A 24,823-nucleotide genomic window follows, 5' to 3' on the forward strand; every position below is an offset into this window, starting at 1 on the left:
GGCAGTGCATTCCGCATTCGTCAGCAAACCCGTGGCATATTCGGCGAATGGCACATAGCACTGGTCCCGAACCCACACTGAAACAAGGCTTGGCCGCCGGAACGACGATCGCGGCGGGCATCCTGCTGCTCGTCGTCGGTGTGCTGTCGATCCTGCAGGGTATTTCCGCGGTGGCATCGGACAACCTGCTGGTCGTCGGCTACGACTACGTCTACAAGATGAACACCACCGGGTGGGGCTGGATCCACATCGTCCTCGGCATCATCGAAATCGTCGTGGCGATCGGCCTGCTCCGGGGAACCACCTGGGGTCGGGTCGCCGCCCTGATCATGGCGGCCCTGTCCATCGTGGAGAACTTCCTCTGGATTCCCTACTACCCGGCCTGGTCGCTGCTCATCATCGCGCTCGACGTCGTGGTGATCTGGGCCATCTCCACCTACAAGCCCGTCACCGTCTGAGCCCCGGCGCGGTGACCGTGCCCGCGGCACCGCCGCGCCGATAGTGCCTGCGACACAACGGCGAAGCGCCCCATCGGTGACAACCGATGGGGCGCTGGTCATTGAACCCGCGGCGGCGGGAGGCTCAGTGTGGCTGACGCACTGCGCGCAGGATCACATCGGCGACCGCGTCGGGGCGGGACACCGTGACCGCGTGGGACGCGGCGACCTCGGTGGCGGCGGCCCGGGCGCGCTCGGCCATGAAGCGCTGGGCCTCCAGGGGGATGTTCTTGTCGTCGGTGGTGAGCAGCGCGAAGGCCGGGATGGTCGTCCAGGCGGCGGCCGGGGCCGGTTCCTGGAGGGCGGCCAGCGCGACCGGGCGTTGCGTCACCGCCATCGCGGCGGCGGTGACGGTGGGGACGTCGGCGGCGAACTGCCGCGGGAATTCGTCCTGGCGGATGTAGAGCTCGGTGCCGTCGGTGCCGTCGGCCTGGGGATAGGACGCGGGACGAGTCGTCGGGCCGAGGGTCGAGCCCGGGAACCTATCGGTCAGTTCCAGTGCGCTCTCACCGACCTCCGGAATGAAGGCCGCCACGTAGACGAGTGCGGTGACCTGTGGCTTTCCTTGTGCGGCCACGCTGATGACGCTGCCGCCGTACGAGTGGCCGGCCAGCACCACCGGGCCGTCGATGCTGTCCACGACGGAGGCGATGTAGGCGGCATCGGAAGTGAGTCCGCGCAACGGATTAGCGGCGGCGAGTACGGAGATACCCTCGGCGGCAAGGGCTTCGACTACGCCGTTCCAGCTGGAGGAATCGGCGAAAGCTCCGTGCACCAGGACGACGGTCGGGGTGGTGGTCATGTGGGTTGCTCCTGAGCAGGGATCGGGTATCAGGCCGGGTACAGCGCCGCGCGCAGGGTCGCGACGGCCTGCGCCACAGCGGCTTTCGCGGCGTGGGTGTCGTGCAGGGCGTTGACCATCACGAAGTCGTGGACGATGCCGCCGTAGCGCGCCTGGGTGACGGGGACGCCCGCGGCGCGCAGTTTCGCGGCGAACGCCTCGCCCTCATCGCGCAGCACATCGGCCTCGGCGGTGATGACCAGTGCGGGCGGCAGCCCGGCCAGCTGTTCGGTGGTGGCGCGAAGCGGCGAGACATCGATGCGCGCGCGGTCTTCGGTGCTGGTGGTGTACTGATCCCAGAACCACTTCATGCCGTCGAGGGTGAGGAAGTAGCCCTCGGCGAACTGGCGATAGGACGCGGTGTCGAAGTTGGCGTCGGTCACCGGGTAGAACAGCACCTGCTGCGCGAAGGAGACGTCGCCGCGCTCCTTGGCCATGAGGGTCAGCGCGATGGCCATATTGCCGCCGACCGAGTCGCCGGCGACGGCCAGCCGCGACGCGTCGAGGCCCTTGCTCGCTCCATCGGTGGTGACCCACTGCGCGATTCGATACGACTGCTCGTTGGCGACCGGGTACTTCACCTCCGGAGAGCGATCGTATTCCGGGAACACCACCGCGGCCCGCACGCCTACCGCGAGGTCGCGCACCAGACGATCGTGGGTGTGCGCGTCACCGAAGACCCAGCCCGCGCCGTGGGTGTAGACGATAACCGGCAGCGGCTCGGTCATACCCTGCGGCTTGACGATGCGCGCCCGCACCGATCCGGTCGGACCGCCCTCGACGGTGATCCACTCCTCGTCGATCTCGGGCTTGAAGATGGGCGAATCCTGCACCGAGTCAACGGCTTTGCGGCCCTCCTCCGGGGGCAGCTGGTAGAGGAACGGCGGCTGCGAGGTGGCGTCCACGAACTCCTGAGCGGCCGGTTCGAGCGAGAGGTGGTGCGGGTTTCCGGACATGGGCGATCGAATCCTTTCCGCGGCACCGCGAACGGGGTGTCGGCGCCACGGGATTCATTTCATCCGGAAACGTCTCGCGCCGCCCCGCCCCAACGGCCACGAAATCCACGATTCAGGACACGGCCGCGATAGCGGGTTCCGGCGTGTCCGCCCAGCTCGCCGACCCGGTCGTCCGGAAGCGCTGCTGATACTTGAGCGGCGAAATACCCAGGCGCGCAATGAAAGCCCGGCGCAGCGCCTCAGTGCTGCCGAAGCCCGCGGCCATAGCGGTCTCGGTCACCGTGGACCCGGCGTGCAGCAGATCCCGGGCGACGCCGAATCGGATGAAGGCCACGTATTCGGCCGGTGAGCGCGCCAATTCGGACCGGAACAGCCGGGTCAGATGCCGCACACTGACCTGCGCGTGCGCGGCCAGGGTCTGCACCGTATGCGGGAAGGCCGGATCCGCGCAGATCAGATCGACAACCCGGCGCACCAGCGGACTCCGCGGCACCGGACCGGTCAACGATGCCGAGAACTGCGACTGCCCGCCCGCCCTCTGCATATACACCACCAGCAGCTGTGCCGTCCGCCGCGCGATATCCGCGCCGTGATCCTCCTCGACCAGCGCGAGCGCCAGATCCACGCCCGCCGCGACACCGGCCGAGCTGTACAGGTTCCCATCGCGCACGAAAATCGCGTCCGCGTCCACCTCCACCGCCGGGAATCGGCGGGCCAGATCCGGCGCGAACTTCCAATGGGTGGTCACCCGCCGCCCATCCAGCAACCCCAGCTCGGCCAGCACCGCCGTCCCACTGCAGATCGAGACCAGCCGCCGGGTGTGCGCGGACAGATGCCGAGCCGCCGCCCGCACCTCCGGCGTCACGAACATCGAGGCGGGCAGCTCACTACCCGGAATCACCACCGTGTCGAACCGGCCGGCATCGGCCGCCGCACCGTGCACCGCCACCCGCGCCCCGATCGAGGTCTGCACCTCCCGCCCATCCGGCGAGAGCAACACCACGTCGTAGCCGTGCACCGCCTGATTGGCCTCCATGAAGACTTCGGCGGGACCGGCGAAGTCGAGCATCTTCACACCATCGAAGACGAGGATCCCCACCCGGCGGCGGGTCGGATCGGAAGATATGGATGACATGTCCACCAGTATTATGGAGGCTGGCCTCCAGAACAAGAAATAGTGCGCGAGATCGCAGATTGATACGGTGATTCCCATGGGCAGACCACGGCAGTTCGACGAGCAGGCACTGCTCGCCGCCGCGGTCGAACTCTTCTGGACCAAGGGTTTCGACACGACGTCGGTGGAAGACGTCTCGCGCGCGACCGGTATCGGCAATGGCAGCATCTACGGCGCCTACGGCAGCAAACGCGGCTTGTTCCTGGCCGCCTTCGAAAGATACTGCGAGCAACGCGCCCGTTTCGTCCGCGAGGTCATCGAATCGGCCCCCGGCTCGGCCCGCGCCGCCGTACGCACCCTCTGCCGCGCCGTCATCGACGATTGCGCCGCCCACCCGGACCGCCGCGGCTGCCTGATGATCAACAGCATCGCCCACCTCGGCACCCGCATCCCGGAAGTCGCGACCATCGGCGCACGCACCACCGCCACCATGGAAAGCGCTGTGGCCGACCGCCTCCGCCACACCATGAGCACCACCGGCCCCGTCGACGAAGCCCTCCTCTCGACCCTGAGCGCCAACATCGTCATGACCACCCAGGGCCTCATCCAACTGAGCCGGATGGGCGTCACCCCATCCCGTTTACGCGACATCGCCGACGTGTCCTGCGAAATCCTCCCACCGACCTGGGCCGACCTGCCGGTGAGCTGAGCCGCGATACCCGCTTCGGATGCGGAGGACGGGTCGATGTCGTGGTGATCCGAGCCATCGCCACCGACGCGCCGGTCGATCCAGCTTGCGGCGCAACGAGAAGCGCCCCACCGGTTACGGAAACCGATGGGGCGCTTCGGCGCTCAGCCCGCGATCACTCCGCGTAGGTGTCCAACGGCAGGAACGCAGATTCCTGCACCAGGTAGGACAGAATGCCGCCGCATGCCGGGCGGAACTGAACGGGAATCTCCGCAATCGCACTGGTCCGGGATCGGGGCGAGGTCACCGGCTCATGGGCCGAATACATTCACGATTCGCACGACGCGGTGGAAATCGATACCCGGCACGACGCGTCGGTACCCATACATGCCCCGAGGTAGACCTCAACCAAATCGATTTGGACTTGCGGATATTCGACGACGATCCCGCGGACAAGATAGCACCCGATGTCCGGGCCCGTTGAGGCTGGGATTCGCTGGTCGAATGCGGATATTGCGCCATGGATCGATTCCAGCGATGCTTGCGCCCGTGCCATACGGACATCTGGAGGACGAGTGAGTTCGGGTAAGCCGCTGGTGATCGAGGCCGCCATCAATGGGTCGACGCCCAAGGAAGCCAACCCCAACGTGCCACGTACGGTCGAGGAGATCGTCGCGACAGCTCTCGCCTGTGTCGACGCGGGCGCAGCCATCGTGCACAACCACAACGACGAGCCGAACGTCGGTGAGCCGAGCGTACATTCGGCCGATCCCTACGAAGCGGCGTGGAGCCAAATCTGGGAGACCCACCCCGGTTTGCTCATGCACCCCACGACATCGGGTGAGCGCTCGTCCACGATCGCCGATCGCTTCTCGCACATCGTCGAACTCCATCAGCGCGGCGCCCTGACCATGGCCACCGCGGATGCGGGCTGCCTCTCACGTGCGTTCGACGGCCCCGAAGGACCGATGGCCCTGCCCGTCTTCGGCAACTCCGCTGCCGACGTCGACCGGGTATTCGGGTGGTGCCGTGAGGCCGACCTGCCACTTCACGTATCGATCTTCGAGCCCGGCTTCCTCAGGCTCACCCTCGCGCACCACAAGGCGGGTCGATTGCCGCAGCGGACGAAGATCCAGTTGTATTTCGGCGGGCCAGCGGCACTATTCGGCCTACGGCCCACGCAGGCCGGCCTGAATGCCTATGTCGAGATGATCAGCGACACGGGACTTCCCTGGATGGTCGGGGTGCCGCAGGGAGACGTACTCGGATCAGGGCTCGCCGAGGCAGCCCTGCGAGCAGGCGGCCACGTCCGAGTCGGTCTCGAGGATTACGCCGGACAAGGACAGCCAACCAACGAGGAGCTGGTGGCACAGGCGTCCGACCTGGGCGCACAACATGGTCGCCCTCCGGTCGGCGTAGACGACGTCACAGCAGCTCTTTGGGGCTAGTGCCGCGTCGGCAACGTTGGGAAGGTGATGCGGCCGCGCACCATTCCGCCGCACGCCGCGCTGACCGAACCGGCCAGCCCTCCACCACTAGTACATCGAGCAATCGGGTTACGATTGCCGATTTCCTGTCAATTCCGCTCTCCGAGTGAATGGTCAGGACCATCGGGATCGCTGGGTGCGGGACAAGACCGTTGAACTCGGCGTTTGCGCGGGTCCTCCTGGTGGTCATGGGCCTGCCTGCCTTGCTGGTGGACGTTGCAGAGGACAACGTAACGACGAGCGCCCCATCGGTTCCTGGAACCGATGGGGCGCTCGGTCATTCAGCAGTCAGCCAGCGATCACTCCGCGTAGGCGTCCAGCGGGGGGCAGGAGCAGACCAGGTTGCGGTCGCCATAGGCGCCGTCGATGCGGCGGACGGACGGCCAGACCTTGGCGCGGGCGTGCCTGACGCCCTGGGGGTAGACGGCCATTTCCCGGGTGTAAGGGTGGTTCCAGTCGCCGACCAGGCATTCGGCGGTGTGCGGCGCGCCGCGCAGCGGGTTGTCGTCGACCGGCCAGACGCCGGCCTCGACCTGGTCGATCTCGCCCTTGATGGCGATCATGGCGGCGATGAAAGCGTCCAGCTCTTCGAGGTTTTCGCTCTCGGTGGGCTCCACCATGAGGGTGCCCGCGACCGGGAAGCTCATAGTGGGGGCGTGGAAGCCGTAGTCGGCCAGGCGCTTGGCCACATCGTCGACGGTGACGCCGGTGCGCTTGGTGATCTCGCGCAGATCCAGGATGCACTCGTGGGCGACCATGCCGTTGTCGCCGGTGTAGAGCACCGGGAAGTGCGGATCCAGCTTGCGCGCAATGTAATTGGCCGAGGCGATGGCGGTCAGGGTGGCACGGCGCAGGCCGTCGGCGCCCATCATGCGGATGTAGGCCCAGGTGATCGGAAGAATCGACGCCGACCCGTACATGGCCGCCGACACCGCGTGCGAACCCTTGACGAGGGGATCGCCCGGCAGATACTGCGCCAGGTGCTCGCGCACCGCGACCGGGCCCACGCCCGGGCCGCCACCACCGTGCGGGATGCAGAAGGTCTTGTGCAGGTTCAGGTGGCTGACGTCGCCGCCGAACTTGCCCGGACGGGCCAGTCCGACAAGGGCATTGAGGTTCGCACCGTCCACGTACACCTGGCCGCCGGCCTCGTGCACCAGCCCGCACAGCTCGGCCACCTCGTGCTCGTACACGCCGTGGGTGGACGGGTAGGTGATCATGATGCAGGCCAGCCGCTCGGCGTGGTCGGCGATCTTGGCGCGCAGATCGTCGAGGTCGATATCGCCGTTGGGGCGGGTCTTCACGACCTCCACCCGCATGCCCACCATGGCGGCGGAGGCGGCATTGGTGCCGTGCGCGCTGGAGGGGATCAGGCAGGTGTCCCGGTGCGAGTCACCGCGATCCAGGTGGTAGCGGCGAATGGCCAGCAGACCCGCGTACTCGCCCTGGCTACCGGCATTGGGCTGCAAGGAAACCCGGTCGTAGCCGGTGACCGCGCACAGCCAGCCCTCCAGGTCCTCGATCAGCTTGATCAGGCCCGGGGCGTCCTCGACGGGGGCGTAGGGATGCACCCGGTTGAAGCCCGGCCAGGTGATGGACTCCATCTCCGCGGCCGCGTTCAGCTTCATGGTGCAGGAGCCGAGCGGAATCATGCTGCGATCCAGGGCGATGTCCTTGTCCGACAGTGCGCGCAGGTAGCGCAGCATGGCGGTCTCGGTGCGGTACCTGGTGAACGCGGGCGCGGTCAGGTACTCCGAGGTGCGGACCTCGATGTGCGGGCGCTGCTTGCCGTGGAAGAGCGCGCCCTCCGGGCCGACCGGGATCTCTGCGCCGAAGCAGTCCAGCACGTCGACCACATTGGCATCGGTGGTGACCTCGTCGCAGGCGATCGCCACATGATCGGCATCGACCAGCCGCAGGTTGATCCCGCGTCCCTTCGCCTTGGCCACAATGCCTTCCGCGCCCGCGGGCACGTTCACCAGCACGGTGTCGAAGAAGGTCTGGTGCACCACCGCGTCGCCGAGCCCGGCGGCCAGCCACTGGGCGTGCCCGTGCACGCGGCGCGCCAGCGAGCGCAGCCCGTCCGCGCCGTGATACGAGGCGTACATGGCCGCCAGGATGGCCAGCAGCACCTGCGCGGTGCAGATATTCGAGGTCGCCTTCTCACGGCGAATGTGCTGCTCACGGGTCTGCAGGGCGAGCCGGTAGGCCAGGTTGCCGTCCGCGTCCACGGACACGCCGACCAGGCGGCCCGGCAGCTGCCGCGCGTGCGCGCTGTGCACCGCGAGATAGCCGGCGTGCGGCCCGCCGAAGCCCAGCGGCACGCCGAAGCGCTGCGTGGTGCCGAAACAGGCGTCAGCGCCCTGCTCCCCCGGCGGCGTAATCAGCGTCAGCGCAAGCAGATCCGCGCCGACCGCCACCAGGGCGCCCCGCACGTGCGCGGCCTCGATCACCGGCGCCCAGTCGACGATGCGGCCGGACGCGCCCGGCTGCTGGACGATCACGCCGAAGAAGTCGCCCTCGGGCAGCTGCCCGTCCGCGAGATCGGATTCCACGATCTCGATGCCCAGCGGCTCGGCACGGGTGTAGAGCAGCGTCCGGGTCTGCGGGAACAGATCGGTATCGATGAGCAGCCGCACGGACTTGCTCTTGCGGTTGGCCCGCTGCAGCAGCGTCATGGCCTCGGCCGCCGCCGTGGCCTCGTCCAGCATGGAGGCATTGGCGACCTCCATACCGGTCAGGTCGCCGACCATGGTCTGGAAGTTCAGCAGCGCCTCGAGGCGGCCCTGGCTGATCTCCGGCTGGTACGGCGTGTACGCCGTGTACCAGGCCGGGTTCTCGACGAGATTGCGCAGCAGCACCGGCGGGGTGAGGGTGTCGTAGTAGCCCAGCCCGATCATGGAGGTCGCCACGGTATTCGAATTCGCCAGCGCCGCAAGCTCGGCGAGCGCCTCGTGCTCGGACAGCGCGGCGGGCAGCGCGTTCAGCCCATTGCCCTCGGGCGCGTCCAGAATGCTGGCGGGCACGGCCCTGGTGGCGAGTTCGTCCAGCGACTCGACGCCCACGGTCTCCAGGATGCGGCCGGTCTCGCCGCTGTCGGGGCCGATGTGGCGGTCGGCGAAGGATCGAGTCCAGATCACGGCTGCTCTCCAAAGGGGTGGGCGGGGGTCGACCCGACGGCCGACGTGTCGTCTGCCCTCCCCCTCTGTCCTCGATGCCTGAGAGATTCGGACCCCGGCCTTGCGGCCGTTGACCTTTCACCATGGGCGGGTGACGCGAGGTCACCACTTTCCAGAGGCGTCGAAACTCCGCACGGTCCCTGGTGCCTGAGAGATTGACGGGGAGGTGCTGCTCCTTCGGCGTCCGAGACTATCCCGGAACTCTCCCGCACGGCTGCGACGCACTGCCAGTCTAAGGGGCGCCAGGTTACAAGAATGTTGCCTGGGCCGGTTTCACAGTGTGGCGCGCTCCGAACGACCAGCCCCGGATACACGAAACGCGCGCCGCCCGAGGCGACGCGCGTCCGGAAAAGGGTGTCTAGCCGGTCTTGCTCATGCGGGCCTTGCGGCGGAACGACAGCTCGTCCTCGGGACGGTCCGAGGTGGTCGCGGTCTCGGCGCGCTCGGCCGGGAAGTTGGCGATCGCTCCGGTGAGTTCGCGCATGGCGCCGCTGACGGCGATGCCGAACACGCCCTGGCCACCCTGCAGTAAATCGACCACCTCCTCGGCGGAGGAGCACTCGTAGACGGTGGTGCCGTCGGAGAAGAGGGTGATCCCGGCGAGGTCTTCGACGCCCCGGCTGCGCAGGTGATCCACGGCGATGCGGATGTTCTGCAGCGAGATGCCGGCGTCGAGGAGCCGCTTGACGATCTTCAGGACCAGGATGTCCTTGAACGAGTACAGGCGCTGGCTGCCGGATCCGGTGGCACTGCGGATGGACGGTACGACCAGTCCGGTGCGGGCCCAGTAATCGAGCTGGCGGTAGGTGATGCCGGCCACCTGGCAAGCGCTGGGCACGCGGTAGCCGACGAGTTCGTCGGGCACCGTGTCATCGGGGAACAGCCCTGGCTGCACCACATCCTGAGGTTGCGGTTGATCTCCCACTGACTACTCCCTTACTGCTTACCTATCAGGGCTCGGGCTCTGTCAATCGACTCTGGAGCGTTGGCCTAACAATCGAGGCTACTCCCCTGATTGTCGCGGCAGAATCGGCACCGTCAAAGCTTGATCAACCGCGTGTTTTTAACCCTAAACCTGAGGTAGAGACCCTGTTTTGTCCCGTTTCGAGATCATCACCAGGTCAGGAACTGGTCAGCTGTCCGTAGCCTTGAAATCATCGGGAGATACCGATTCGAGAAACTCCTTGAACTTCTCGACCTCGTCCTCGCGCTCGTCCGGCATGACCAGTCCGGCCTCTTCCAGCACCGGCTCTTCGGCATAGATCGGGCAGCCCACCCGCAGCGCGATGGCCACCGAATCCGAGGGCCGCGCGGAGATGCGCAGATCGTTCTCGAAGACCAGGTCGGCGTAGAAGGTGCCCTCCTGCAGATCCACGATCCGCACCTCTTTGAGGGTGTGCCCGAGCTCCTTGATCAGGATCTTGATCAGATCGTGGGTCAGCGGGCGGATGGGCGTGACGCCCTCCTGCTCCAGCACGATCGCGGTGGCCTCGGCCTGGCCGATCCAGATAGGTAGATAGCGGTCGCCGGAGACCTCTCGGAGCAACAGCACGGGCTGATTCTGTGGTTGTTCGACACGAATGCCGATCACACGCATTTCGCTCATCGCACTGCCTCCCAAATCCTCACCGGCCGCCCAACCCGGCTGTAATACCGAGTCTAGGCGAAGAATTCAGCCCCCGAGGGAAGCGCGCACAGAGGTCTTCACCAGGCAGGTGTGCAGAGTCAGCGACAATGCCGCCAACTCACGGACCGTCTCCTCGGCCCGGGCGCGGGCATCCGCGTCGCGGCTCTTGGCGATCGGCGCCGCGATCTGCGCGACCATGGCGGCCTCGCGATCGGCGGCCAGTTTGAAGGCGCGCAGATGCCTTGCCTCCAAACCGAATTCGCTCAGAGCCTTGGCGGTGCGGGCCAGCGTGACGGCGTCACCGTCGAAATAGCCTGCGGCGCCTGGGGTAATGAGGTTGGCGCGGATCAGTTCGGTCAGGAACTTCTCGTCGATGCCCGCCTGCTCGAGCAGATCCGCCCGGGTGATCCGGATCTCGTGGTCGAACCGGAGCTCCTCGGGCGACACCTCACCGGGCACGGCGCTCAGCCGCCGCAGGCGGCCGCCTCCATTGGGCGACAGACCATCTCTCGTGTCGGGCCCAGGTCTGGAATCGGGCACGGCCCCTCCCACGGCGTTCGCCCGGGCCCGGGCCTCCCGGACCCCGAGCGTCGCCGCCCCACTGTCGATCGCTTCGAGCTGTTCCTTGATCACCTTCAACGGCAGGTACTGATCCCGCTGCGCGGTCAGCACGAAGCGCAGGCGCTCGACGTCCGCCACATGAAAGCGGCGGTACCCCGAGGGCGTGCGCTCCGGGCTGATCAGGCCCTCCGACTCCAGGAATCGGATCTTGGAGATGGTGATGTCCGGAAAATCCGGACGCAGGAGATCCAGCACGGAGCCGATCGACATGCCTCCGCGCGTCCACTGCGCTGCGCCAGTCATTCCGCTCGGTCCTATAGACCCGAGTCGCTCGTCGCCGGTCGCGGTCCCGTCAGGAAGACGAGACGGAACTTGCCGATCTGGACCTCGTCGCCGTTCTGCAGCTCCGAGGAATCCACCGGCTCCCGGTTGACGTAGGTGCCGTTGAGGCTGCCCACATCGACGACCTGGAAGGTGTCGTCGTCCTGGCGGAATTCCGCGTGACGCCGGCTGACGGTGACATCGTCCAGGAAGATGTCGCTGTCGGGATGGCGTCCCGCCGAGGTGGTCGGCTGGTCGAGCAGGAAGCGCGAGCCGGCGTTCGGACCACGCTTGACCACCAGCAGGGCCGCGCCCGCGGGCAGGCCCTCCACTCCCTGCACCGGCTGCTCGCCGGTCTGCTCGGTGCGCGACGTGTCGACCTCGTTCAGGAAGTCGGCACGGAACACCGAAGTGGTCTCTGCTGCCGTTTCCTGGTAACCCGGGTCCTTGTTCTCGCTCACCCTTGCTCTCCTCCTCGAACCGAATAATCCATGCAAGCAGTTGATGCCCTCAGCGATGCGGCACTCCGGCCGCTCCCCGCTTCGGGTAGGTCCGGATAATCCGGACACCGGCTGCGCGCACTTCTGTTGGCATTGACCGTACCCTGCCAGGGCGTACCCGTGCAGGTAGAACTGTGAAGGCTCCTTCAGCCTCCGATAACTCCTTGATAACCTGCGGCATCGAGGAGCTTTCCGAGCGCTGCTTCGAGGGCCTCGGCGGACTCCGCCTCGACCTCGAAGAGCCATCCGTCGCCGTAGGCGTCGGAGTTGACCGTCTCGGGTTCGGCATCCAGAAGATCGTTCACCGCAACGACTTTCCCGGCCAGCGGAGCGTAGATGTCGGACACGCTCTTGGTGGATTCGATCTCGGCGATGCTGTCACCGCTCGCCACGTCGGAGTCCACCGCCGGCAGCTGCACGAACACGACGTCACCCAGCTGCGACTGCGCGTAATCGGTGATACCCACCCGCACCCGGGTCGGACCCACTTTGCTCACCCACTCGTGCTCTTCGGAGTAGCGCAAATCCTCGGGTACTGCGGTCACTGGCAGTGTCCTTTCAACGGGCGTTCCTCTCGGGATCGTCGTCGATCCGTCCGCCGCACACCCTATCGGGAGTGATCATGGTGTGGCACGGGCGGTATCGCTCGGGCCACGGCGACGGCTTTGCGGAGATACAGGATTCCGGTCCAGACGTAGACCGCCGTGCCCCAGATCAAGAATGCACCACCGAAGGCGCGGCCGAAACCTGCCGCCGCCCAGTCCATCTGCCCCGCCAGCAGCCAGGGCAGCGCGGACATCAGCGCGAAGGTGGCAGCCTTGCCCAGATAGATGACCTCGGGCGGGGGCAGGTTGCGGCGCCGGTAGATGCCGAGGGTGAGGGTCAGGATCGCGTCGCGGCCGACCAGGATCAGCACCACCCACCAGGGCAGGATGCCGCGAATCAGGAAGCCGCCCAGGGTCGCGAGCAGATAGAGGCGATCCACCAGCGGGTCGAGGATGGCGCCCAGTTTGGACGACTGATCCAGCAGCCGGGCCAGCTTGCCGTCCAGGAAGTCGGTGATGCCGCTGAGGACCAGCAGCGCGAAGGCCCAGCCGTCGGCCTTCTCGGCGAGCAGCAGCCACAGGAAAACCGGGACGCCGATCAACCGGATCACGCTGAGCACATTGGGCACGGTGAGGATGCGGTCGCTGTAGACCGGTTCGGCGTTCCGCTCGGTTGTCACAACCCGGTCATACCCCAATCGCTGCGCCATCTCCATCCGGGCACGCCGCCGCGCCGCCGCCGCGGCCAACCGATATGTTCGCTGTCATACTCACCCGGTGAGAGAATGACATCGGTATTTTCTCATCGTATTGGAGGGGTGTGAAGTCGCAGGGCGTGCTGCGGTTCGGGCCCGAGTGGTGAAGGCTGATCGGTACAGCCCAGGGAGAGGAATGACCATGCCCGACTTCGACTATGACGTCGTCGTTATCGGCTCCGGGTTCGGGGGGAGCGTGAGCGCGCTGCGCCTGAGCGAGAAGGGCTACCGGGTGGCCGTGCTGGAATCCGGCCGCCGCTGGAACGCCGAGGACATCCCCAAGACGAACTGGAATGTACGCAAGTCGATCTGGGCCCCGCGGCTGGGGCTGACCGGCACCCAGCGCATCAGCATTCTGGGCAAGTGCGCGGTGTTCTCGGCGGCGGGCGTGGGCGGCGGGTCGCTGATCTACGGCAATACCCTCTACGAGCCGCTGCCGGCCTTCTACACCGACCGGCAGTGGGCCCACATCACCGACTGGCGCTCGGAGCTCGCGCCGTACTACGACCAGGCGCAGCGCATGCTGGGCGTGGCCCCGAATCCGCGCATGACCCCGGCCGACGACGTGATCCGTTCGGTGGCACAGGATCTGGGCGTGGCCGACACCTTCCACGCCACCGATGTGGGTGTGTTCTTCAACGAGGCCGCGCCGGGCGAGGAGGTGGACGACCCGTACTTCGGCGGGGCGGGACCGAGGCGCGCGGGCTGCATCCACTGCGCGCGCTGCTTGACCGGCTGCCCGCACAACGCCAAGAACACCACGCCCAAGAACTACCTGTACCTGGCCGAGCAGGCCGGTGCGCACGTGTTCGAGCTGACCACGGCCACCAAGGTGCGGCCCATGACCGGCGGCGGCTATGCCATCGAGACACAGCGCTCGGATCGCTGGGTCCGCAAGGGGCGCAAGGTGTTCACCGCCGAGCAGGTGGTGTTCGCGGCGGCCGCGCTGGGCACCCAGAAGCTGCTGCACAAGATGCGGGACGAGGGCGTGCTGCCCAACCTGTCGCCGCGGCTGGGCGAGCTCACCCGGTCCAACTCCGAGGCCATCCTGAACGTGGTGAGCAAGGCCCGCGACGACTTCGCCGAGGGCATCGCCATCACCTCCTCCATCCATCCCGAACCCGACACCCATGTCGAGGTGTGTCACTACGGCAAGGGCCAGAACGGCCTGTTCCCCCTGTCGGTGCCGCTGGTGGACGGTGGCGCGTTCCGGTTCCTGCGCTTCCTGCTGGCCATGGTGCTGCACCCGGTGGTGTTCGCGCGCAGTCTCAATGCCCGCCGGGCGTCGGAGAAGTCGATCATCCTGCTGGTCATGCAGTCGCTGGACAACTCGCTGACCTCGTTCCGGCGCTGGGGGCAGCTGAAGACCAAACAGGGTATGGGCAAGCCGAATCCGACCTGGATCCCGCTCGCGCACGACGTCGGCCGCCGCTTCGGGGCGAAGGTCGACGGCGACGTGCAGATGCTGGCCATGGACGTGTTCAACATCCCGGCCACCGCCCACTACATCGGCGGCTGCGTCATCGGGGAGGGCCCGGAAAGCGGTGTGGTGGACCCGTATCAGCGCGTGTACGGCCATCCGGGCCTGCATGTCGCCGACGGCTCGGCGGTGACGGCGAACCTGGGCGTGAACCCGTCGCTGACCATCACCGCCCAGGCCGAGCGCGCAATGGCGTTCTGGCCCAACAGAAACGAGGCTGATCCGCGACCCGAGCTGGGCGCCGCGTATCGTCGGATCCGCCCCGTCGCGCCCAAGCACGCGGTGGTGCCGGACTTCGCGCCCGGCGCGTTGCGACTGCCCCTGTTCCCGAACGATCACGAGCTCTCCGCGAACTGAGCGCGGCGGCGTGCCCGGCGGTAATTTGGGTTGTCGTGCCCGTACCATTCCCGGTATCGATTCGACGAGGAAGGTGAGAGCCGATGCTCGTCCGAGTGCAGAACGCCGCCGGCACCCACGCCGAGAAGGTGCTCATCGATTGGCTGCGTACCTGGAAGGGCAGCACCGATCCCAAAGGCGTCGCCACCGTCAATTGCAGTCTGTTCCATGGCGATAAGCTGCATCCGTTCGACGCGGTGGTGTGGACGCCGACCAGCTGTGTGGTGATCGAGGCCGAGGCGCTGTCGGAGCGCATGGACGGCGAGCTCGAGATTCCGGTCAACGGCCCCTGGCGGGTCGGCGACCGGATCATCACCTTCGAGGGCGGCGACAAGCGCAGTCCGCTGGACAAGTCCCGCGATCACACCTTCGCGCTGCAGAACTGGCTGGCCGAACGGGGACTCGGGCAGCGCGTGATCCACGGCATCGTGCTGGTGGTGCCGGCGCCCGGCTCGAATCTGCGGGTCACCCAGCTGTGGAACGACCCCAGCTTCCAGGTGCTGCTGGGCGACGAGCGGCGGCTGCGCGATCACTTCACCAGCCTGCTCTCGCGCGGGCGGCCGCAGTGGTCGGCCAATGACGTGGCCTGGGCGTTCCGCGGTCTCGGCATCCTGCCGTATCTGCCCGCACCGCAGGATCTGCTGAACGAGGGCTTCCTGGGCCCGGTGGATCCGACGCTGTGGCACGGCGGTCCGCAGCAGGCCCAGGCCGAGGCCTTCGCCGAGGAGCAGGCGCGGCTGGAGCGCGAGCACGCGTCGGCACGCGGTCTGAACATCCCCGAGCCGTGGTTCAGCCCGCGCAAGCTCTATCCGCGCCGCAGCGACCGGATCGAGGTGACCCGCGGGCTCATGCGGGTGATGCTGACGCTCGGCTTCCTGGTGGCCGTGCTGTGGGTGGTGTGGTTCATCATCGCGGGGGTCGCGTCGTATTAGACGGCGGCGTAACCGGTGTAGCCGTGAAGTAGCGGAACGGTAGGTAGAGGGCTGTGACGAGCGTGACCGCGGCCGTCGTTCCGCCCAGGACGTCGGTCGGATGGTGGTATCCGAAGCCGACCATGCCGATCATGACGGCCGGCAGCACCGCCACCATGACGATCACCGTGCCGGTCCGCACCCGCGCGGACTCGGCCACGAGCGCGAAAGCGGTGACGACCGCGACCAGCTGCACGGTGTGCCCACTGGGGTAGGCGAGATAGTGGTCGAGCCTGCGGTCCCAGAACGGTTTGAGCGCAAAGGTATTGACGGCCACCACCAGCTCGGGGGCCACCAGGGCGAATCCGGCCTGCCACCACTGGCGGCGGTAGGCGAACCACGCCGCGGAGGCGAACAGCAGCGGCAGGACCACATAACTGTTACTGGGGAACAGCAGGACTCGGTACACCCACGTGTGCGCGTCCAGCCCCGAGTGGATATCGCGCTCCAGCACCAGATCCGCGCTCGTCGACCCGCCGCCCGCCGGAAACGACAGCGGCACAAGCACAGTGACGATGACCCCCGCCAGCACGATGGCGGGCAGGGCGGCACGGCGTGCCCGGTGATCCGGCGGGGTGGGGGCGGGCGCGGTCGATCGAGTCACGGCTGCACGATACCGACGGCCCGCCCGCGCCTCAGGATCGGCGCACGAGCAGCATGCGCCGCAGCAGCCCGTCACGCAGTCCGATCGCATGCCACAGCACCGCGGACACGTGGGCGGTGAACAGGGCCAGCAGCAGATAGGCCAGCCAGGAGTGCAGGGTGCGCAGCTGTGCGTAGAGGTGCGCGTTCTCCGGCGCGATCGCGGGCAGGTGGATGCCGCCCCCGATCCGCACCGGAGTCCCGGAGGCCGACACCAGCGCCCAGCCGACGACGGGCTGGAGCAGGAACAGCGCGTACAACGACAGCTCCGACGCCATCGCGATCCGGCGCTCGGCCGGTGACAGCGCCGCCGGGGCGGGCGCACGCCGCAGCAGCCGGTTGACCAACCGCGCCACGCCGAGCACCAGGATGGCGATGCCGACCGTCCGATGGACGCTCAGCAGCACGCCGTAATCCCCGACCGATCCGACCAGGGCGGCCCCGAGGAACAGCATGGCCACGATGAGCACGGCCATCAGCCAGTGCAGCGCCCGCGTGGTCGGGTCGAAATGGCCCGCCCGCGCAGTGGGTTCGGCGGGCGCCGTGGCGGCGGCCTCCGGCATGTCCGGTGTCGTCGGATCCGATTCGTCGATCGTGGACCCGGCCGGTTCCATCGCCCCGCTCATGCCAGACCCTCCACCCGCAGCGGCTGCCGGGTCGCGGTCTCGCCCGCCCGGCGTCGATACGACTCGGCGTACGCGGCCGAGCGCGCTTGCAGCACATGGTCGTCCGAGGCCGCGATGCCGTTCGGCAATACCAGCGGATCGAAGTTGACATCCCGCACATTGGCCGCGGACTCGCTCGCGACCGCGGTCAAAACCAGTGTGCCGGTGTCGATGCCGCGCCTCTCCGCCGGCCAGGGGATGGTCGGGTCGTGTGTCGGATCCGTGCCGCGATTGCCCACCACCGCGATCAGTCTCCAACGCAGCGGTTCGCGGCGGAGGTCCCGGACCAGCCCGGTGAAGAGCTGATCGTCACCGGATGCACCGGTGGCGCCGGTGGTTTCGGGCTCGAGCCGCCAGCGGACCGGAGTCCGGGTGCCGTGCGCGTCGACGCATTCGAAGGCGTTGAGGCCGTGGAAGGTCGAGGTGGCGAAGCTCGCCGTCGGCGGGTTCCGCTTGATGACCTCCAGTGCGGCAGCGGTTTTCGGGTGTGCGGCCAGATAGGCGCGTACTCGCTCCGGATCCGGTTTCCCGGTGGCCGGGTCGGGCGCGTAGGCCGCGGTCCGGTCGTGGAAGTCCTGGGCGGAGGCGTCGGTGAAGACGGGGATATTGAGCAGCGCCAGCCGCCATTCCTCGCCGGCGGGCAGGGTGACCCGCAGTCCGAGCCCCCGGCGCGCGTCGAGAACGTCGGGTGCGAAGGGCTTGCCGCCCGCCAGCGAGAACCGACCGTGCACGAGGTAGCTGCCGGGCCGGAACACCGCCGCCGTCGACAGCTCCGTTCCGGCCCCGTTGCTCTCGAAGCGTCCCGCCACCGCGACGCCCTTGGCATGGTTGCGCCGATAGCCCGGGACGAATCCGTTGGCGGCCTGCAGGCCGTCGACGATGCGCCTGGCGGTCAGCCGCGCCGGGCCGATGGCATTCTCCGCGAACAAAAATCCGCCGACGCCGGCGGTTCCCGCACCGGCGATCACCGCCGCGGCCAGCAGCGCGCGCCGATTCAGGCGTAGCGGACCGTTCTCCTCGCCCATTCGTATCTCCTGTTGTCGATCGTCGAAACGGGAGAGACGATGCCGTGCGAGCGGGTGCGGACACCAACCGACACGGCGGGTATCGGCCCGACTTCACGGTTCCGTAAGAACTCGCGCGCCGCGGACGGTGGCGACGATCAGCCCGACTGTGCCGTCGCGGCTGTCGATCATGGTGTGGCGCCCTCTGCTGTGTGCAATCTCTCAACGATGCACGGAGGCAATGGGATTCGGCTGCGACAGCGACCGGTCAGCCGAGCACGGCGGCGCGCAGCATGCCCTCCGGCACGCCGAGTCCCTCGATCAGGGTGAGCGCCTGCGGCCGTAGCCGATCGACGAGTTCGTTGACGCCGCGGCGCACCGCCTTGGCCCGCTCCACGGACATGAACCGGTGCATGATGTACCAGGCCTGGTTCTGCTCGATGGTCCAGTAGACGTACAGGTCGCAGACGGAATCGGCGAGGGCGCGCGCGTCCGGGTCCTCGATCTCCGCGATGCCGTCGATGAAGGCCTCCAGCACCAGCCGCTCGATGTGCGCGGTGCCGGCGGCGAGGATGTGGTCCTGGGCATTGTTGAACGCCTCGAAGGGCCCGGTCTCCTTGGCGCGGGCCTGGAGCCGGTGCGCGGCGGTGCGGACCATGTAGTCCTCGCGATCGGCGAACAGCTGCAACTGGACCGACCGCCGTGACAGGTCGCCCTCGTCGACGGATTCGTCGCCGCGGTCGCGCAACCGCTGGATCATCTGCCGCACACCGGATCGCTCGCGCACCACATCGCGTGCCATGGTGGCGGCGAAGCGCACCCAGCCGAGAGCGTCGAGGTCTCGGACCTCATCGGCGTAAGCAGTCAGCAAGTCCTTGGCTACCAGCTGGGTGAGCACCACGTTGTCACCTTCGAAGGTGGTGAACACATCAGTGTCGGCCTTGAGGGTCACCAGCCGGTTCTCGGTGAGATAGCCTGCGCCGCCGCAGGCTTCGCGGCATTCCTGGATCGCCTGGGTGGCGTGGCGAGTCTGGGCGACCTTGAGACCGGCGGCGCGGTTCTCCAGCGCGCGCTGCGCGCGCGGATCGGTGGTCTGGCCCGTCTGCACCAGATGCATGCGGTGCACGAGATCGTTCTGCGCGAAAGCCAGTGCGTAGGAACGCGCTACGAGCGGCAGCAAACGACGCTGATGGCTGCGGTAGTCCAGCAGCACCGTCTCCTCGCCGGTGTCCGGGTCGGCGAACTGGCGGCGCTGCTCGGCGTAACGGACGGCGATGCTGAGCGCGACCCGCGCGGCCGCGGCGGCCGCACCGCCGACGCTGATCCGGCCGCGCACGAGGGTGCCCAGAGTGGTGAAGAAGCGGCGGCTGGGGTTCTCGATCTCGGAGCTGTAGGTGCCGTCCGGTGCGACATCGGCGTAACGGTTGAGCAGGTTCTCCCGCGGAATCCGCACCTGGTCGAACAGGATTCGGCCGTTGTCGACGCCCGGCAGACCGCCCTTGAGGCCGCAGTCGGAGGTGGTCACCCCCAGCAGGTCGCTGCCGGCCTCGTCGCGGATGGGCACCAGGAAGCAGTGCACGCCCTTGCTCTCGCCCTCGGTGATCAGCTGCGCGAAAACCGCTGCCATCCGGGCATGTTCGGCCGCGCCGCCGATGTAGTCCTTGCGGGCGGAGGGGGTCGGGCTGTGGACCACGAACTCCTGGGTCGCCGGGTCGTAGGTGGCGGTGGTCTCCAGATTGGCGACATCGCTGCCGTGCCCGGTCTCGGTCATGGCGAAGCAGCCGAGCAGGCGCAGCGGAATCAGTTCGTCGATGTATTCGCGGTGGCGCTCGGTGCCGAGATTTTCGACCGCACCGCCGAAAAGTCCCCACTGCACACCACTTTTCACCCACAGCGACAGGTCGGTGTAGGCCAGCATCTCGAGTGCGGTGACCACCGCGCCCGGGTCGCCCGGGCTGCCGTCCGCGTGCCGGAAACCGCCCTCGACCCAGCCGTAGGACGCGACGAGTTGCATCTGTTCGAGCACCCGGGCCCGGGCCGCCTTGATATCGAGGGCGGGATCGCCGTAGAGGCAATCCTCGTCGAGGATGCCCCGCGCTCGTTCGCGCACGTCACGCCAGGGGCCGTCGAGTGCCGCGCGTAGCTCTTCCGAAATCGAAACGCCGCTCGTCGCCATACTCGAAAACACTACTGCCCCGGTTCCGCTCAACCAGGTGATCTCCCGCACCCGTGTACGTTCCTGTATGTGAGCACCGATGTGGCTACCGAGTTGGAGGCGCCCCCGCGGCTGCGCACCCGGTGGCGGCGGATGCTGACCGGGGCGGTGGACCGCCTGGTCGCGGACCGCCGCGCGACGGTCGATACCGTGGTCGAAGCGCCCGCCCCGCTGCAACCGATCGACGTCACCGATGACGCGACGGCCACCGAGGTGATGGATCTGGCCGAGCGGGTGGGCGAGGTGGTGCTCGCGTCCGGCACCGCGGTCATGGACACCACGACGCAGATCGAATTCATCGCCTCCACCTACGGCCTGGACAAGTGCGATATCGACGTCACCTACAACTCGATTCGTATCTCCGCCGACCGGGGACCGCGACTGCCGCCGTACAGCACCATGCGCGTGGTGCATTACCGGTCGCTCGACTTCACGCGGCTTGCGGCCGCCGACCGCCTGACCCGCCGCATCCGCCGCGAACTGGTGCCGCCGCAGGAGGCGCTCGCGGCATTGGACGAGATCACCGGGGCGCCGCACCCGTATCCGCGCTGGCTGGCGACGCTCGGCTGGGCGGTCATGGCCGCGGCGGTGGCGCTGCTGCTCAATGGCGGGTTGCTGATCGCCCTGCTGAGCTTCGGGGCCACCACCATGATCGACCGGACCAACCGGGTCCTGAACCGGCGCGGGCTGCCGTTCTTCTTCCAGCACATGGTGGGCGGCATGATCGCCGCCGCGCCCGCGGTCCTGGTCTCGACGTTCGCCGAAAACCTGCATCTGGATCCCGCACTCATCATCGCCGCGGGAATCACGGTGCTGCTGGCCGGTTTACAGCTGGTCGGTGCGGTCGAGGACGCGATCACCGGGGCGCCGATCACGGCGTCGGCGCGCATGCTGGAAGTGATCATGATGACCGGCGGCATCATCGCCGGTATCGCCTTCACGCTGCGGGTGGCCGAGGTGTTCGAGGCGACGGTGCCGACGGCCGACATGACCACGACCCGGGATCTGACCAATCTGCCGCTCGAGCTGTTCGCGGGTGCGGTGACCTCCGCGGCGTTCGCGCTCGCCTGCTATGCGGAGCGGCGGGCCGTGGCCGCGGCGGCGTTCAGCGGTGCGGCGGCCACGGTCGTCTCTCTTCTGGTCCAGCACTTCGGATTCGGCCCGATTGTGTCGTCGGGTGTGGCGGCCACGGTGGTGGGCCTGGCCGGCGGTCTACTGGCGCGGCGCGCGCTGACACCCCCGTTGGTGGTGGCGGTCGCGGGCATCACTCCCCTGCTTCCGGGTCTGCGCGTGTATCGCGGGCTGTACGCGTTGCTCAATGACGAATTGATTCTCGGGCTCAACCAATTGTTCGGCGCCTTCACGATCGGACTGGCCCTGGCCGCCGGGGTCACGCTCGGTGAATGGATCGCTCGAGATCTGCGCCGGCCCCGCATCATGAAGCGCTGGGGCTCGCTGCGGCGACCACGGCTCAGTTCCGGTTGATCACAACCGGGCGGTCGGTTGCACACTCCCCACCACTTGTCATGCGATTTATCTATCGCAAAATCACGTATTGGAATTCACTTATTGTATTCGGATACAACGCTTTTCACTTATCGTGATCTTGGCTGCTACCGTGCAGTATGACCACGAGAGGCCCGCGCGACCGCGATGTCTTCGCGCTATGGGGAAAGCTCGTAGCCAATCACCGTTTTCTCGTGCTGGGCATCGTGGCAGCCGCCCTGCTGGGCCTCGGCGGCTACGCCTGGGGCTTCGAGAGCCGGCTCAGCTCGGGCGGTCTGGACGATCCGAATTCGGAGTCGGCACAGGCCGCAGTGCTGGCCGCCAACGCGTTCGGGCCGAATCACGCCGCCGATGTGATCGTGCTCTATCAGGCGCCCGACGGGACGACCGTCGACGATCCGGACGTGAGCCAGTCGATCGTGGACAGTCTCAACGGACTCACCCAGCGCTACCCGAACGACATCGCCGGCGTGTATGCCACGTACTGGCCCGAGGTCTCCGCGATCCGGGGTTCCTCCGCGGCGTTCGCGACGAAGGACAAGACGCGCGCGGTCGCCTCCATCGCGCTGAAGGACAATGCCGCCACGAACGTGAAGGACGACTTCGCGGTTCCGGGCGTCAAGGTCTACGTCGGTGGCCTGCAGCCGGTCGCGACCGCGCTGACCGACACCATCTCGGCCGATACCCATCGCATGGAGTTGCTGGCCATTCCGGCGGTGGCGGTGCTGTTGTTCTTCATCTTCGGCGGCGTGGTCGCTGCGGCGCTGCCGCTGCTGATGGGTGTGCTGACGATTCTGGGCGCGAACGGCATCGTCCGGGCGATCACAAATGTGACCGAGGTGAATTCCTTCGTGGCGCCGGTCGTTTCGATGATCGGTCTGGGCCTGGCCATCGACTACGCGCTGTTCATCGTGAGCCGGTTCCGCGAGGAGGTGGCCGCCGGATACGACACCCACGCCGCGGTCCGGCGCGCGGTGATGACCGCGGGCCGCACGGTCTTGTTCTCGGCCACCATGATCGTCGCCAGCCTCGGCGGCATGCTGCTGTTCCCGCAGGGCTTCCTCAAGTCCATCGCATACGGTGCGATCGCCACCGTCACCCTGGCGGCGCTGACGGCCGTCACGATCCTGCCCGCCATGCTGGCGATCCTCGGGCCATGGGTGAATGCCCTGGGCATCAAGCGGTTCCGCCGCACCGATTCCGCCCACGAGGTGGAGGAGGGTTTCTGGGGCCGGTCCACCAGCTGGGTGATGCGGCATCCGCGCGAGATCACCGCGTTGCTGATTCTCGGCTTGTTGGTGCTGATCGTGCCGGTCCGCAATATCGCCTTCGGCGGCTTCAGCGAGAAGTATCTGCCGCCGGACAATACGACCCGTGTGGCCCAGCAGCAGATCGACACCTATTTCCCGCTCCGCAAGCCCGACCCGATCGAGTTGCTCATCACCGCCAGTGACAGCACCGAGGTCGGACCCTTCATCGAACAGGCGAGTCGCGCTCCCGGTCTGGTCACCACCGGACTGTCGACCGGTTTCGAGATTCCGACCCGCTCCCAGACGCAGCCGAATGTCTATCGGACCCAGGCGTATCTGATCGATTCCACCAAGTACGACAAGACCATCGACTATCTGCGGGCGCTACCGGTGCCCGACGATATGACGGTGCTGGTCGGCGGCGTCCCGACGGTGCAGCACGACGCGATCGCCGCGCTGCTGAAACGGCTGCCGCTGATGATCCTGCTGGTGCTGGCGTTCACCACGATCCTGATGTTCCTCACGTTCGGGTCCCTGGTCCTCCCGCTGAAGGCCGCCTTCATGAGCGTGCTCGGCCTGGGGTCGACGCTCGGGATCCTGACCTGGATCTTCACCGAGGGCCACGGCGCGACCCTGTTGAATTTCACCCCGCAGCCGATTCAGGCGAACATCCTGTTCCTGATCATCGCGATCATCTACGGGCTCTCCACCGACTACGAGGTATTCCTGGTGTCCCGCATGGTCGAAGCCCGTGCGCGCGGCGCGACCACCGAGGAGGCCATCCGTTCGGGCACCGCGCAGACCGGCCGCATCATCACCGCCGCGGCCCTGATCCTGCTGGTGGTCACCGGCGCCTTCGCCTTCTCGGACCTGGTCCTCATGCAGTACATCGCCTACGGCATGATCGCCGCCCTCGTCATCGACGCCAGCGTGCTGCGCATGCTGCTGGTTCCCGCCACCATGAAGCTCCTCGGCGACCGCGTCTGGTGGGCCCCCGCCTGGATGAAGCGTATTCAGCAGCGCATCGGCCTGGGCGAACCGGTCCTGCGCGACGAACCCGACCACCTCCGCCGCGCCGAATTGGCCGACGCCCGAAGCTGATTCCTCCCGGGACGCGACAGCGATGATCGAAATCCAGCCGCTCCACCCCGACGACTGGCGGCTCTGGCGCGAGCTCCGCCTACGGGCCCTCACCGAATCGCCGTCGGCCTTCGGTTCGACCCTCGCGGAGTGGACCGGCCCCGGCGACACCGAAACCCGTTGGCGCGCACGACTGACCACCGTCCCGCTCAATGTCGTCGTCCGCGTCGACGGCGCCCCCGTAGGCATGGCCGGTGGCTATCTCCGGGACGACGGCGCGGCGGAACTGATCTCGCTCTGGGTCGCCGCCGAAGCTCGCGACCGTGGTGTCGGCGACGCGGCCGTGTGCGCGGTCATCGACTGGGCGGACCAGCGCGAGGTCGTCCTCTCGGTCAAAACCGACAACGCCCCCGCGATCACCCTCTACCTCCGCCACGGCTTCGTCGATGCCGGCCCCTCCCCCGACGACGACGGCGAACGCTTCATGCGCCGAGCCGCGAAATCAGCCTGCCAGTAGCCTCTTCCGCAGCGGTCGACCGCGAC

22 protein-coding genes and 1 riboswitch are annotated in these 24,823 nt (G+C 67.5%); of the genes, 8 read left to right on the forward strand and 14 right to left on the reverse strand.

Going from position 1 to position 24,823, the window contains the following annotated elements; translation table 11 throughout:
• The first annotated feature begins 47 nt into the window (after positions 1–47).
• Positions 48–458 carry a DUF7144 family membrane protein gene (locus ACQP1O_RS26955; protein ID WP_433561243.1) on the forward strand — a complete coding sequence of 137 codons (411 nt, stop codon included), beginning with the start codon at positions 48–50 and terminating at the stop codon, positions 456–458.
• 124 nt (positions 459–582) lie between these two features.
• Here ACQP1O_RS26955 and ACQP1O_RS26960 read toward each other — a convergent pair whose 3' ends face one another.
• The 3 genes from ACQP1O_RS26960 to ACQP1O_RS26970 all read right to left on the reverse strand — a co-directional run bounded on the left by ACQP1O_RS26960 (position 583) and on the right by ACQP1O_RS26970 (position 3,429).
• Positions 583–1,299, reverse strand: a complete 717-nt coding sequence (locus ACQP1O_RS26960; RefSeq protein ID WP_433561244.1) for an alpha/beta fold hydrolase — start codon at positions 1,297–1,299, stop codon at positions 583–585.
• 29 nt (positions 1,300–1,328) lie between these two features.
• Positions 1,329–2,294 (reverse strand): alpha/beta hydrolase, encoded by a 966-nt coding sequence (locus tag ACQP1O_RS26965; RefSeq protein WP_433561245.1) that lies wholly within the window; start codon positions 2,292–2,294, stop codon positions 1,329–1,331.
• Between the two features lie 112 nt (positions 2,295–2,406).
• Complete coding sequence (locus ACQP1O_RS26970; protein ID WP_433561246.1) at positions 2,407–3,429, reverse strand: GlxA family transcriptional regulator; 1,023 nt, start codon at positions 3,427–3,429, stop codon at positions 2,407–2,409.
• 76 nt (positions 3,430–3,505) lie between these two features.
• Between ACQP1O_RS26970 and ACQP1O_RS26975 the strand changes: the two genes are divergently transcribed.
• Together ACQP1O_RS26975 and ACQP1O_RS26980 are read left to right on the forward strand one after the other, a co-directional pair.
• Entirely contained in the window at positions 3,506–4,117 is a 612-nt protein-coding gene (locus tag ACQP1O_RS26975) for a TetR/AcrR family transcriptional regulator (RefSeq protein WP_433561247.1), read from the forward strand.
• 575 nt (positions 4,118–4,692) lie between these two features.
• On the forward strand, positions 4,693–5,544 hold the full coding sequence (locus ACQP1O_RS26980; protein WP_433561248.1) for a 3-keto-5-aminohexanoate cleavage protein: 852 nt from the start codon (positions 4,693–4,695) through the stop codon (positions 5,542–5,544).
• A gap of 338 nt (positions 5,545–5,882) precedes the next feature.
• Here ACQP1O_RS26980 and gcvP read toward each other — a convergent pair whose 3' ends face one another.
• The 7 genes from gcvP to ACQP1O_RS27015 all read right to left on the reverse strand — a co-directional run bounded on the left by gcvP (position 5,883) and on the right by ACQP1O_RS27015 (position 12,996).
• Positions 5,883–8,723 carry an aminomethyl-transferring glycine dehydrogenase gene (gene gcvP / locus ACQP1O_RS26985; protein WP_433561249.1) on the reverse strand — a complete coding sequence of 947 codons (2,841 nt, stop codon included), beginning with the start codon at positions 8,721–8,723 and terminating at the stop codon, positions 5,883–5,885.
• Between the two features lie 163 nt (positions 8,724–8,886).
• A riboswitch (glycine riboswitch) is annotated at positions 8,887–8,981 on the reverse strand.
• A gap of 139 nt (positions 8,982–9,120) precedes the next feature.
• Positions 9,121–9,687, reverse strand: a complete 567-nt coding sequence (locus ACQP1O_RS26990) for a MerR family transcriptional regulator (protein ID WP_354850586.1) — start codon at positions 9,685–9,687, stop codon at positions 9,121–9,123.
• Positions 9,688–9,894: 207 nt separating this feature from the next.
• The gene (locus ACQP1O_RS26995) at positions 9,895–10,368 is read right to left on the reverse strand and encodes a bifunctional nuclease family protein (protein WP_040807814.1); all 474 of its coding nucleotides are present in this window, start codon (positions 10,366–10,368) and stop codon (positions 9,895–9,897) included.
• Between the two features lie 66 nt (positions 10,369–10,434).
• Entirely contained in the window at positions 10,435–11,220 is a 786-nt protein-coding gene (gene ftsR / locus ACQP1O_RS27000) for a transcriptional regulator FtsR (RefSeq protein WP_433561250.1), read from the reverse strand.
• 44 nt (positions 11,221–11,264) lie between these two features.
• The gene (gene garA / locus ACQP1O_RS27005) at positions 11,265–11,732 is read right to left on the reverse strand and encodes a glycogen accumulation regulator GarA (RefSeq protein ID WP_354850581.1); all 468 of its coding nucleotides are present in this window, start codon (positions 11,730–11,732) and stop codon (positions 11,265–11,267) included.
• A 185-nt stretch (positions 11,733–11,917) separates the two neighbouring features.
• On the reverse strand, positions 11,918–12,316 hold the full coding sequence (gene gcvH, locus ACQP1O_RS27010; protein ID WP_364625017.1) for a glycine cleavage system protein GcvH: 399 nt from the start codon (positions 12,314–12,316) through the stop codon (positions 11,918–11,920).
• A 62-nt stretch (positions 12,317–12,378) separates the two neighbouring features.
• The gene (locus tag ACQP1O_RS27015; RefSeq protein ID WP_433561251.1) at positions 12,379–12,996 is read right to left on the reverse strand and encodes a CDP-alcohol phosphatidyltransferase family protein; all 618 of its coding nucleotides are present in this window, start codon (positions 12,994–12,996) and stop codon (positions 12,379–12,381) included.
• Positions 12,997–13,213: 217 nt separating this feature from the next.
• On the opposite strand from ACQP1O_RS27015, the gene ACQP1O_RS27020 reads away from it, so the two are divergent.
• Together ACQP1O_RS27020 and ACQP1O_RS27025 are read left to right on the forward strand one after the other, a co-directional pair.
• Positions 13,214–14,908 (forward strand): GMC oxidoreductase, encoded by a 1,695-nt coding sequence (locus ACQP1O_RS27020; protein WP_433567807.1) that lies wholly within the window; start codon positions 13,214–13,216, stop codon positions 14,906–14,908.
• A gap of 83 nt (positions 14,909–14,991) precedes the next feature.
• Positions 14,992–15,879 carry a nuclease-related domain-containing protein gene (locus ACQP1O_RS27025; protein WP_433561252.1) on the forward strand — a complete coding sequence of 296 codons (888 nt, stop codon included), beginning with the start codon at positions 14,992–14,994 and terminating at the stop codon, positions 15,877–15,879.
• Here ACQP1O_RS27025 and ACQP1O_RS27030 read toward each other — a convergent pair.
• The 4 genes from ACQP1O_RS27030 to ACQP1O_RS27045 all read right to left on the reverse strand — a co-directional run bounded on the left by ACQP1O_RS27030 (position 15,854) and on the right by ACQP1O_RS27045 (position 20,405).
• Entirely contained in the window at positions 15,854–16,522 is a 669-nt protein-coding gene (locus ACQP1O_RS27030; protein WP_433561253.1) for a phosphatase PAP2 family protein, read from the reverse strand. The two genes, ACQP1O_RS27025 and ACQP1O_RS27030, sit on opposite strands and share 26 nt — an antisense overlap.
• A gap of 31 nt (positions 16,523–16,553) precedes the next feature.
• Complete coding sequence (locus ACQP1O_RS27035; RefSeq protein WP_433567808.1) at positions 16,554–17,123, reverse strand: cytochrome b; 570 nt, start codon at positions 17,121–17,123, stop codon at positions 16,554–16,556.
• Positions 17,124–17,182: 59 nt separating this feature from the next.
• Positions 17,183–18,250 carry a catalase family peroxidase gene (locus ACQP1O_RS27040; RefSeq protein ID WP_433561254.1) on the reverse strand — a complete coding sequence of 356 codons (1,068 nt, stop codon included), beginning with the start codon at positions 18,248–18,250 and terminating at the stop codon, positions 17,183–17,185.
• A 247-nt stretch (positions 18,251–18,497) separates the two neighbouring features.
• Positions 18,498–20,405, reverse strand: a complete 1,908-nt coding sequence (locus ACQP1O_RS27045) for an acyl-CoA dehydrogenase family protein (protein WP_433561255.1) — start codon at positions 20,403–20,405, stop codon at positions 18,498–18,500.
• A 132-nt stretch (positions 20,406–20,537) separates the two neighbouring features.
• Between ACQP1O_RS27045 and ACQP1O_RS27050 the strand changes: the two genes are divergently transcribed.
• The 3 genes from ACQP1O_RS27050 to ACQP1O_RS27060 all read left to right on the forward strand — a co-directional run bounded on the left by ACQP1O_RS27050 (position 20,538) and on the right by ACQP1O_RS27060 (position 24,797).
• The gene (locus ACQP1O_RS27050) at positions 20,538–21,929 is read left to right on the forward strand and encodes a threonine/serine ThrE exporter family protein (protein ID WP_433567809.1); all 1,392 of its coding nucleotides are present in this window, start codon (positions 20,538–20,540) and stop codon (positions 21,927–21,929) included.
• A gap of 140 nt (positions 21,930–22,069) precedes the next feature.
• Positions 22,070–24,301 (forward strand): MMPL family transporter, encoded by a 2,232-nt coding sequence (locus ACQP1O_RS27055; RefSeq protein WP_433561256.1) that lies wholly within the window; start codon positions 22,070–22,072, stop codon positions 24,299–24,301.
• 22 nt (positions 24,302–24,323) lie between these two features.
• Positions 24,324–24,797 carry an N-acetyltransferase family protein gene (locus ACQP1O_RS27060; RefSeq protein WP_433561257.1) on the forward strand — a complete coding sequence of 158 codons (474 nt, stop codon included), beginning with the start codon at positions 24,324–24,326 and terminating at the stop codon, positions 24,795–24,797.
• The last annotated feature ends 26 nt before the right edge of the window (positions 24,798–24,823 follow it).

Source organism: Nocardia sp. CA-151230 (assembly GCF_050942175.1).
GTDB lineage: Bacteria > Actinomycetota > Actinomycetes > Mycobacteriales > Mycobacteriaceae > Nocardia.

Excerpts from the sequence above, each read along its gene's own strand:
- ACQP1O_RS26955 (WP_433561243.1), top strand. The coding sequence starts at position 48 with ATGGCACATAGCACTGGTCCCGAACCCACACTGAAACAAGGCTTGGCC.
- ACQP1O_RS26960 (WP_433561244.1), bottom strand. The coding sequence starts at position 1,299 with ATGACCACCACCCCGACCGTCGTCCTGGTGCACGGAGCTTTCGCCGAT.
- ACQP1O_RS26965 (WP_433561245.1), bottom strand. The coding sequence starts at position 2,294 with ATGTCCGGAAACCCGCACCACCTCTCGCTCGAACCGGCCGCTCAGGAG.
- ACQP1O_RS26970 (WP_433561246.1), bottom strand. The coding sequence starts at position 3,429 with ATGTCATCCATATCTTCCGATCCGACCCGCCGCCGGGTGGGGATCCTC.
- ACQP1O_RS26975 (WP_433561247.1), top strand. The coding sequence starts at position 3,506 with ATGGGCAGACCACGGCAGTTCGACGAGCAGGCACTGCTCGCCGCCGCG.
- ACQP1O_RS26995 (WP_040807814.1), bottom strand. The coding sequence starts at position 10,368 with ATGAGCGAAATGCGTGTGATCGGCATTCGTGTCGAACAACCACAGAAT.
- ftsR (WP_433561250.1), bottom strand. The coding sequence starts at position 11,220 with ATGTCGATCGGCTCCGTGCTGGATCTCCTGCGTCCGGATTTTCCGGAC.
- ACQP1O_RS27020 (WP_433567807.1), top strand. The coding sequence starts at position 13,214 with ATGCCCGACTTCGACTATGACGTCGTCGTTATCGGCTCCGGGTTCGGG.
- ACQP1O_RS27025 (WP_433561252.1), top strand. The coding sequence starts at position 14,992 with ATGCTCGTCCGAGTGCAGAACGCCGCCGGCACCCACGCCGAGAAGGTG.
- ACQP1O_RS27035 (WP_433567808.1), bottom strand. The coding sequence starts at position 17,123 with ATGCCGGAGGCCGCCGCCACGGCGCCCGCCGAACCCACTGCGCGGGCG.
- ACQP1O_RS27040 (WP_433561254.1), bottom strand. The coding sequence starts at position 18,250 with ATGGGCGAGGAGAACGGTCCGCTACGCCTGAATCGGCGCGCGCTGCTG.
- ACQP1O_RS27045 (WP_433561255.1), bottom strand. The coding sequence starts at position 20,405 with ATGGCGACGAGCGGCGTTTCGATTTCGGAAGAGCTACGCGCGGCACTC.
- ACQP1O_RS27050 (WP_433567809.1), top strand. The coding sequence starts at position 20,538 with ATGCTGACCGGGGCGGTGGACCGCCTGGTCGCGGACCGCCGCGCGACG.
- ACQP1O_RS27055 (WP_433561256.1), top strand. The coding sequence starts at position 22,070 with ATGACCACGAGAGGCCCGCGCGACCGCGATGTCTTCGCGCTATGGGGA.
- ACQP1O_RS27060 (WP_433561257.1), top strand. The coding sequence starts at position 24,324 with ATGATCGAAATCCAGCCGCTCCACCCCGACGACTGGCGGCTCTGGCGC.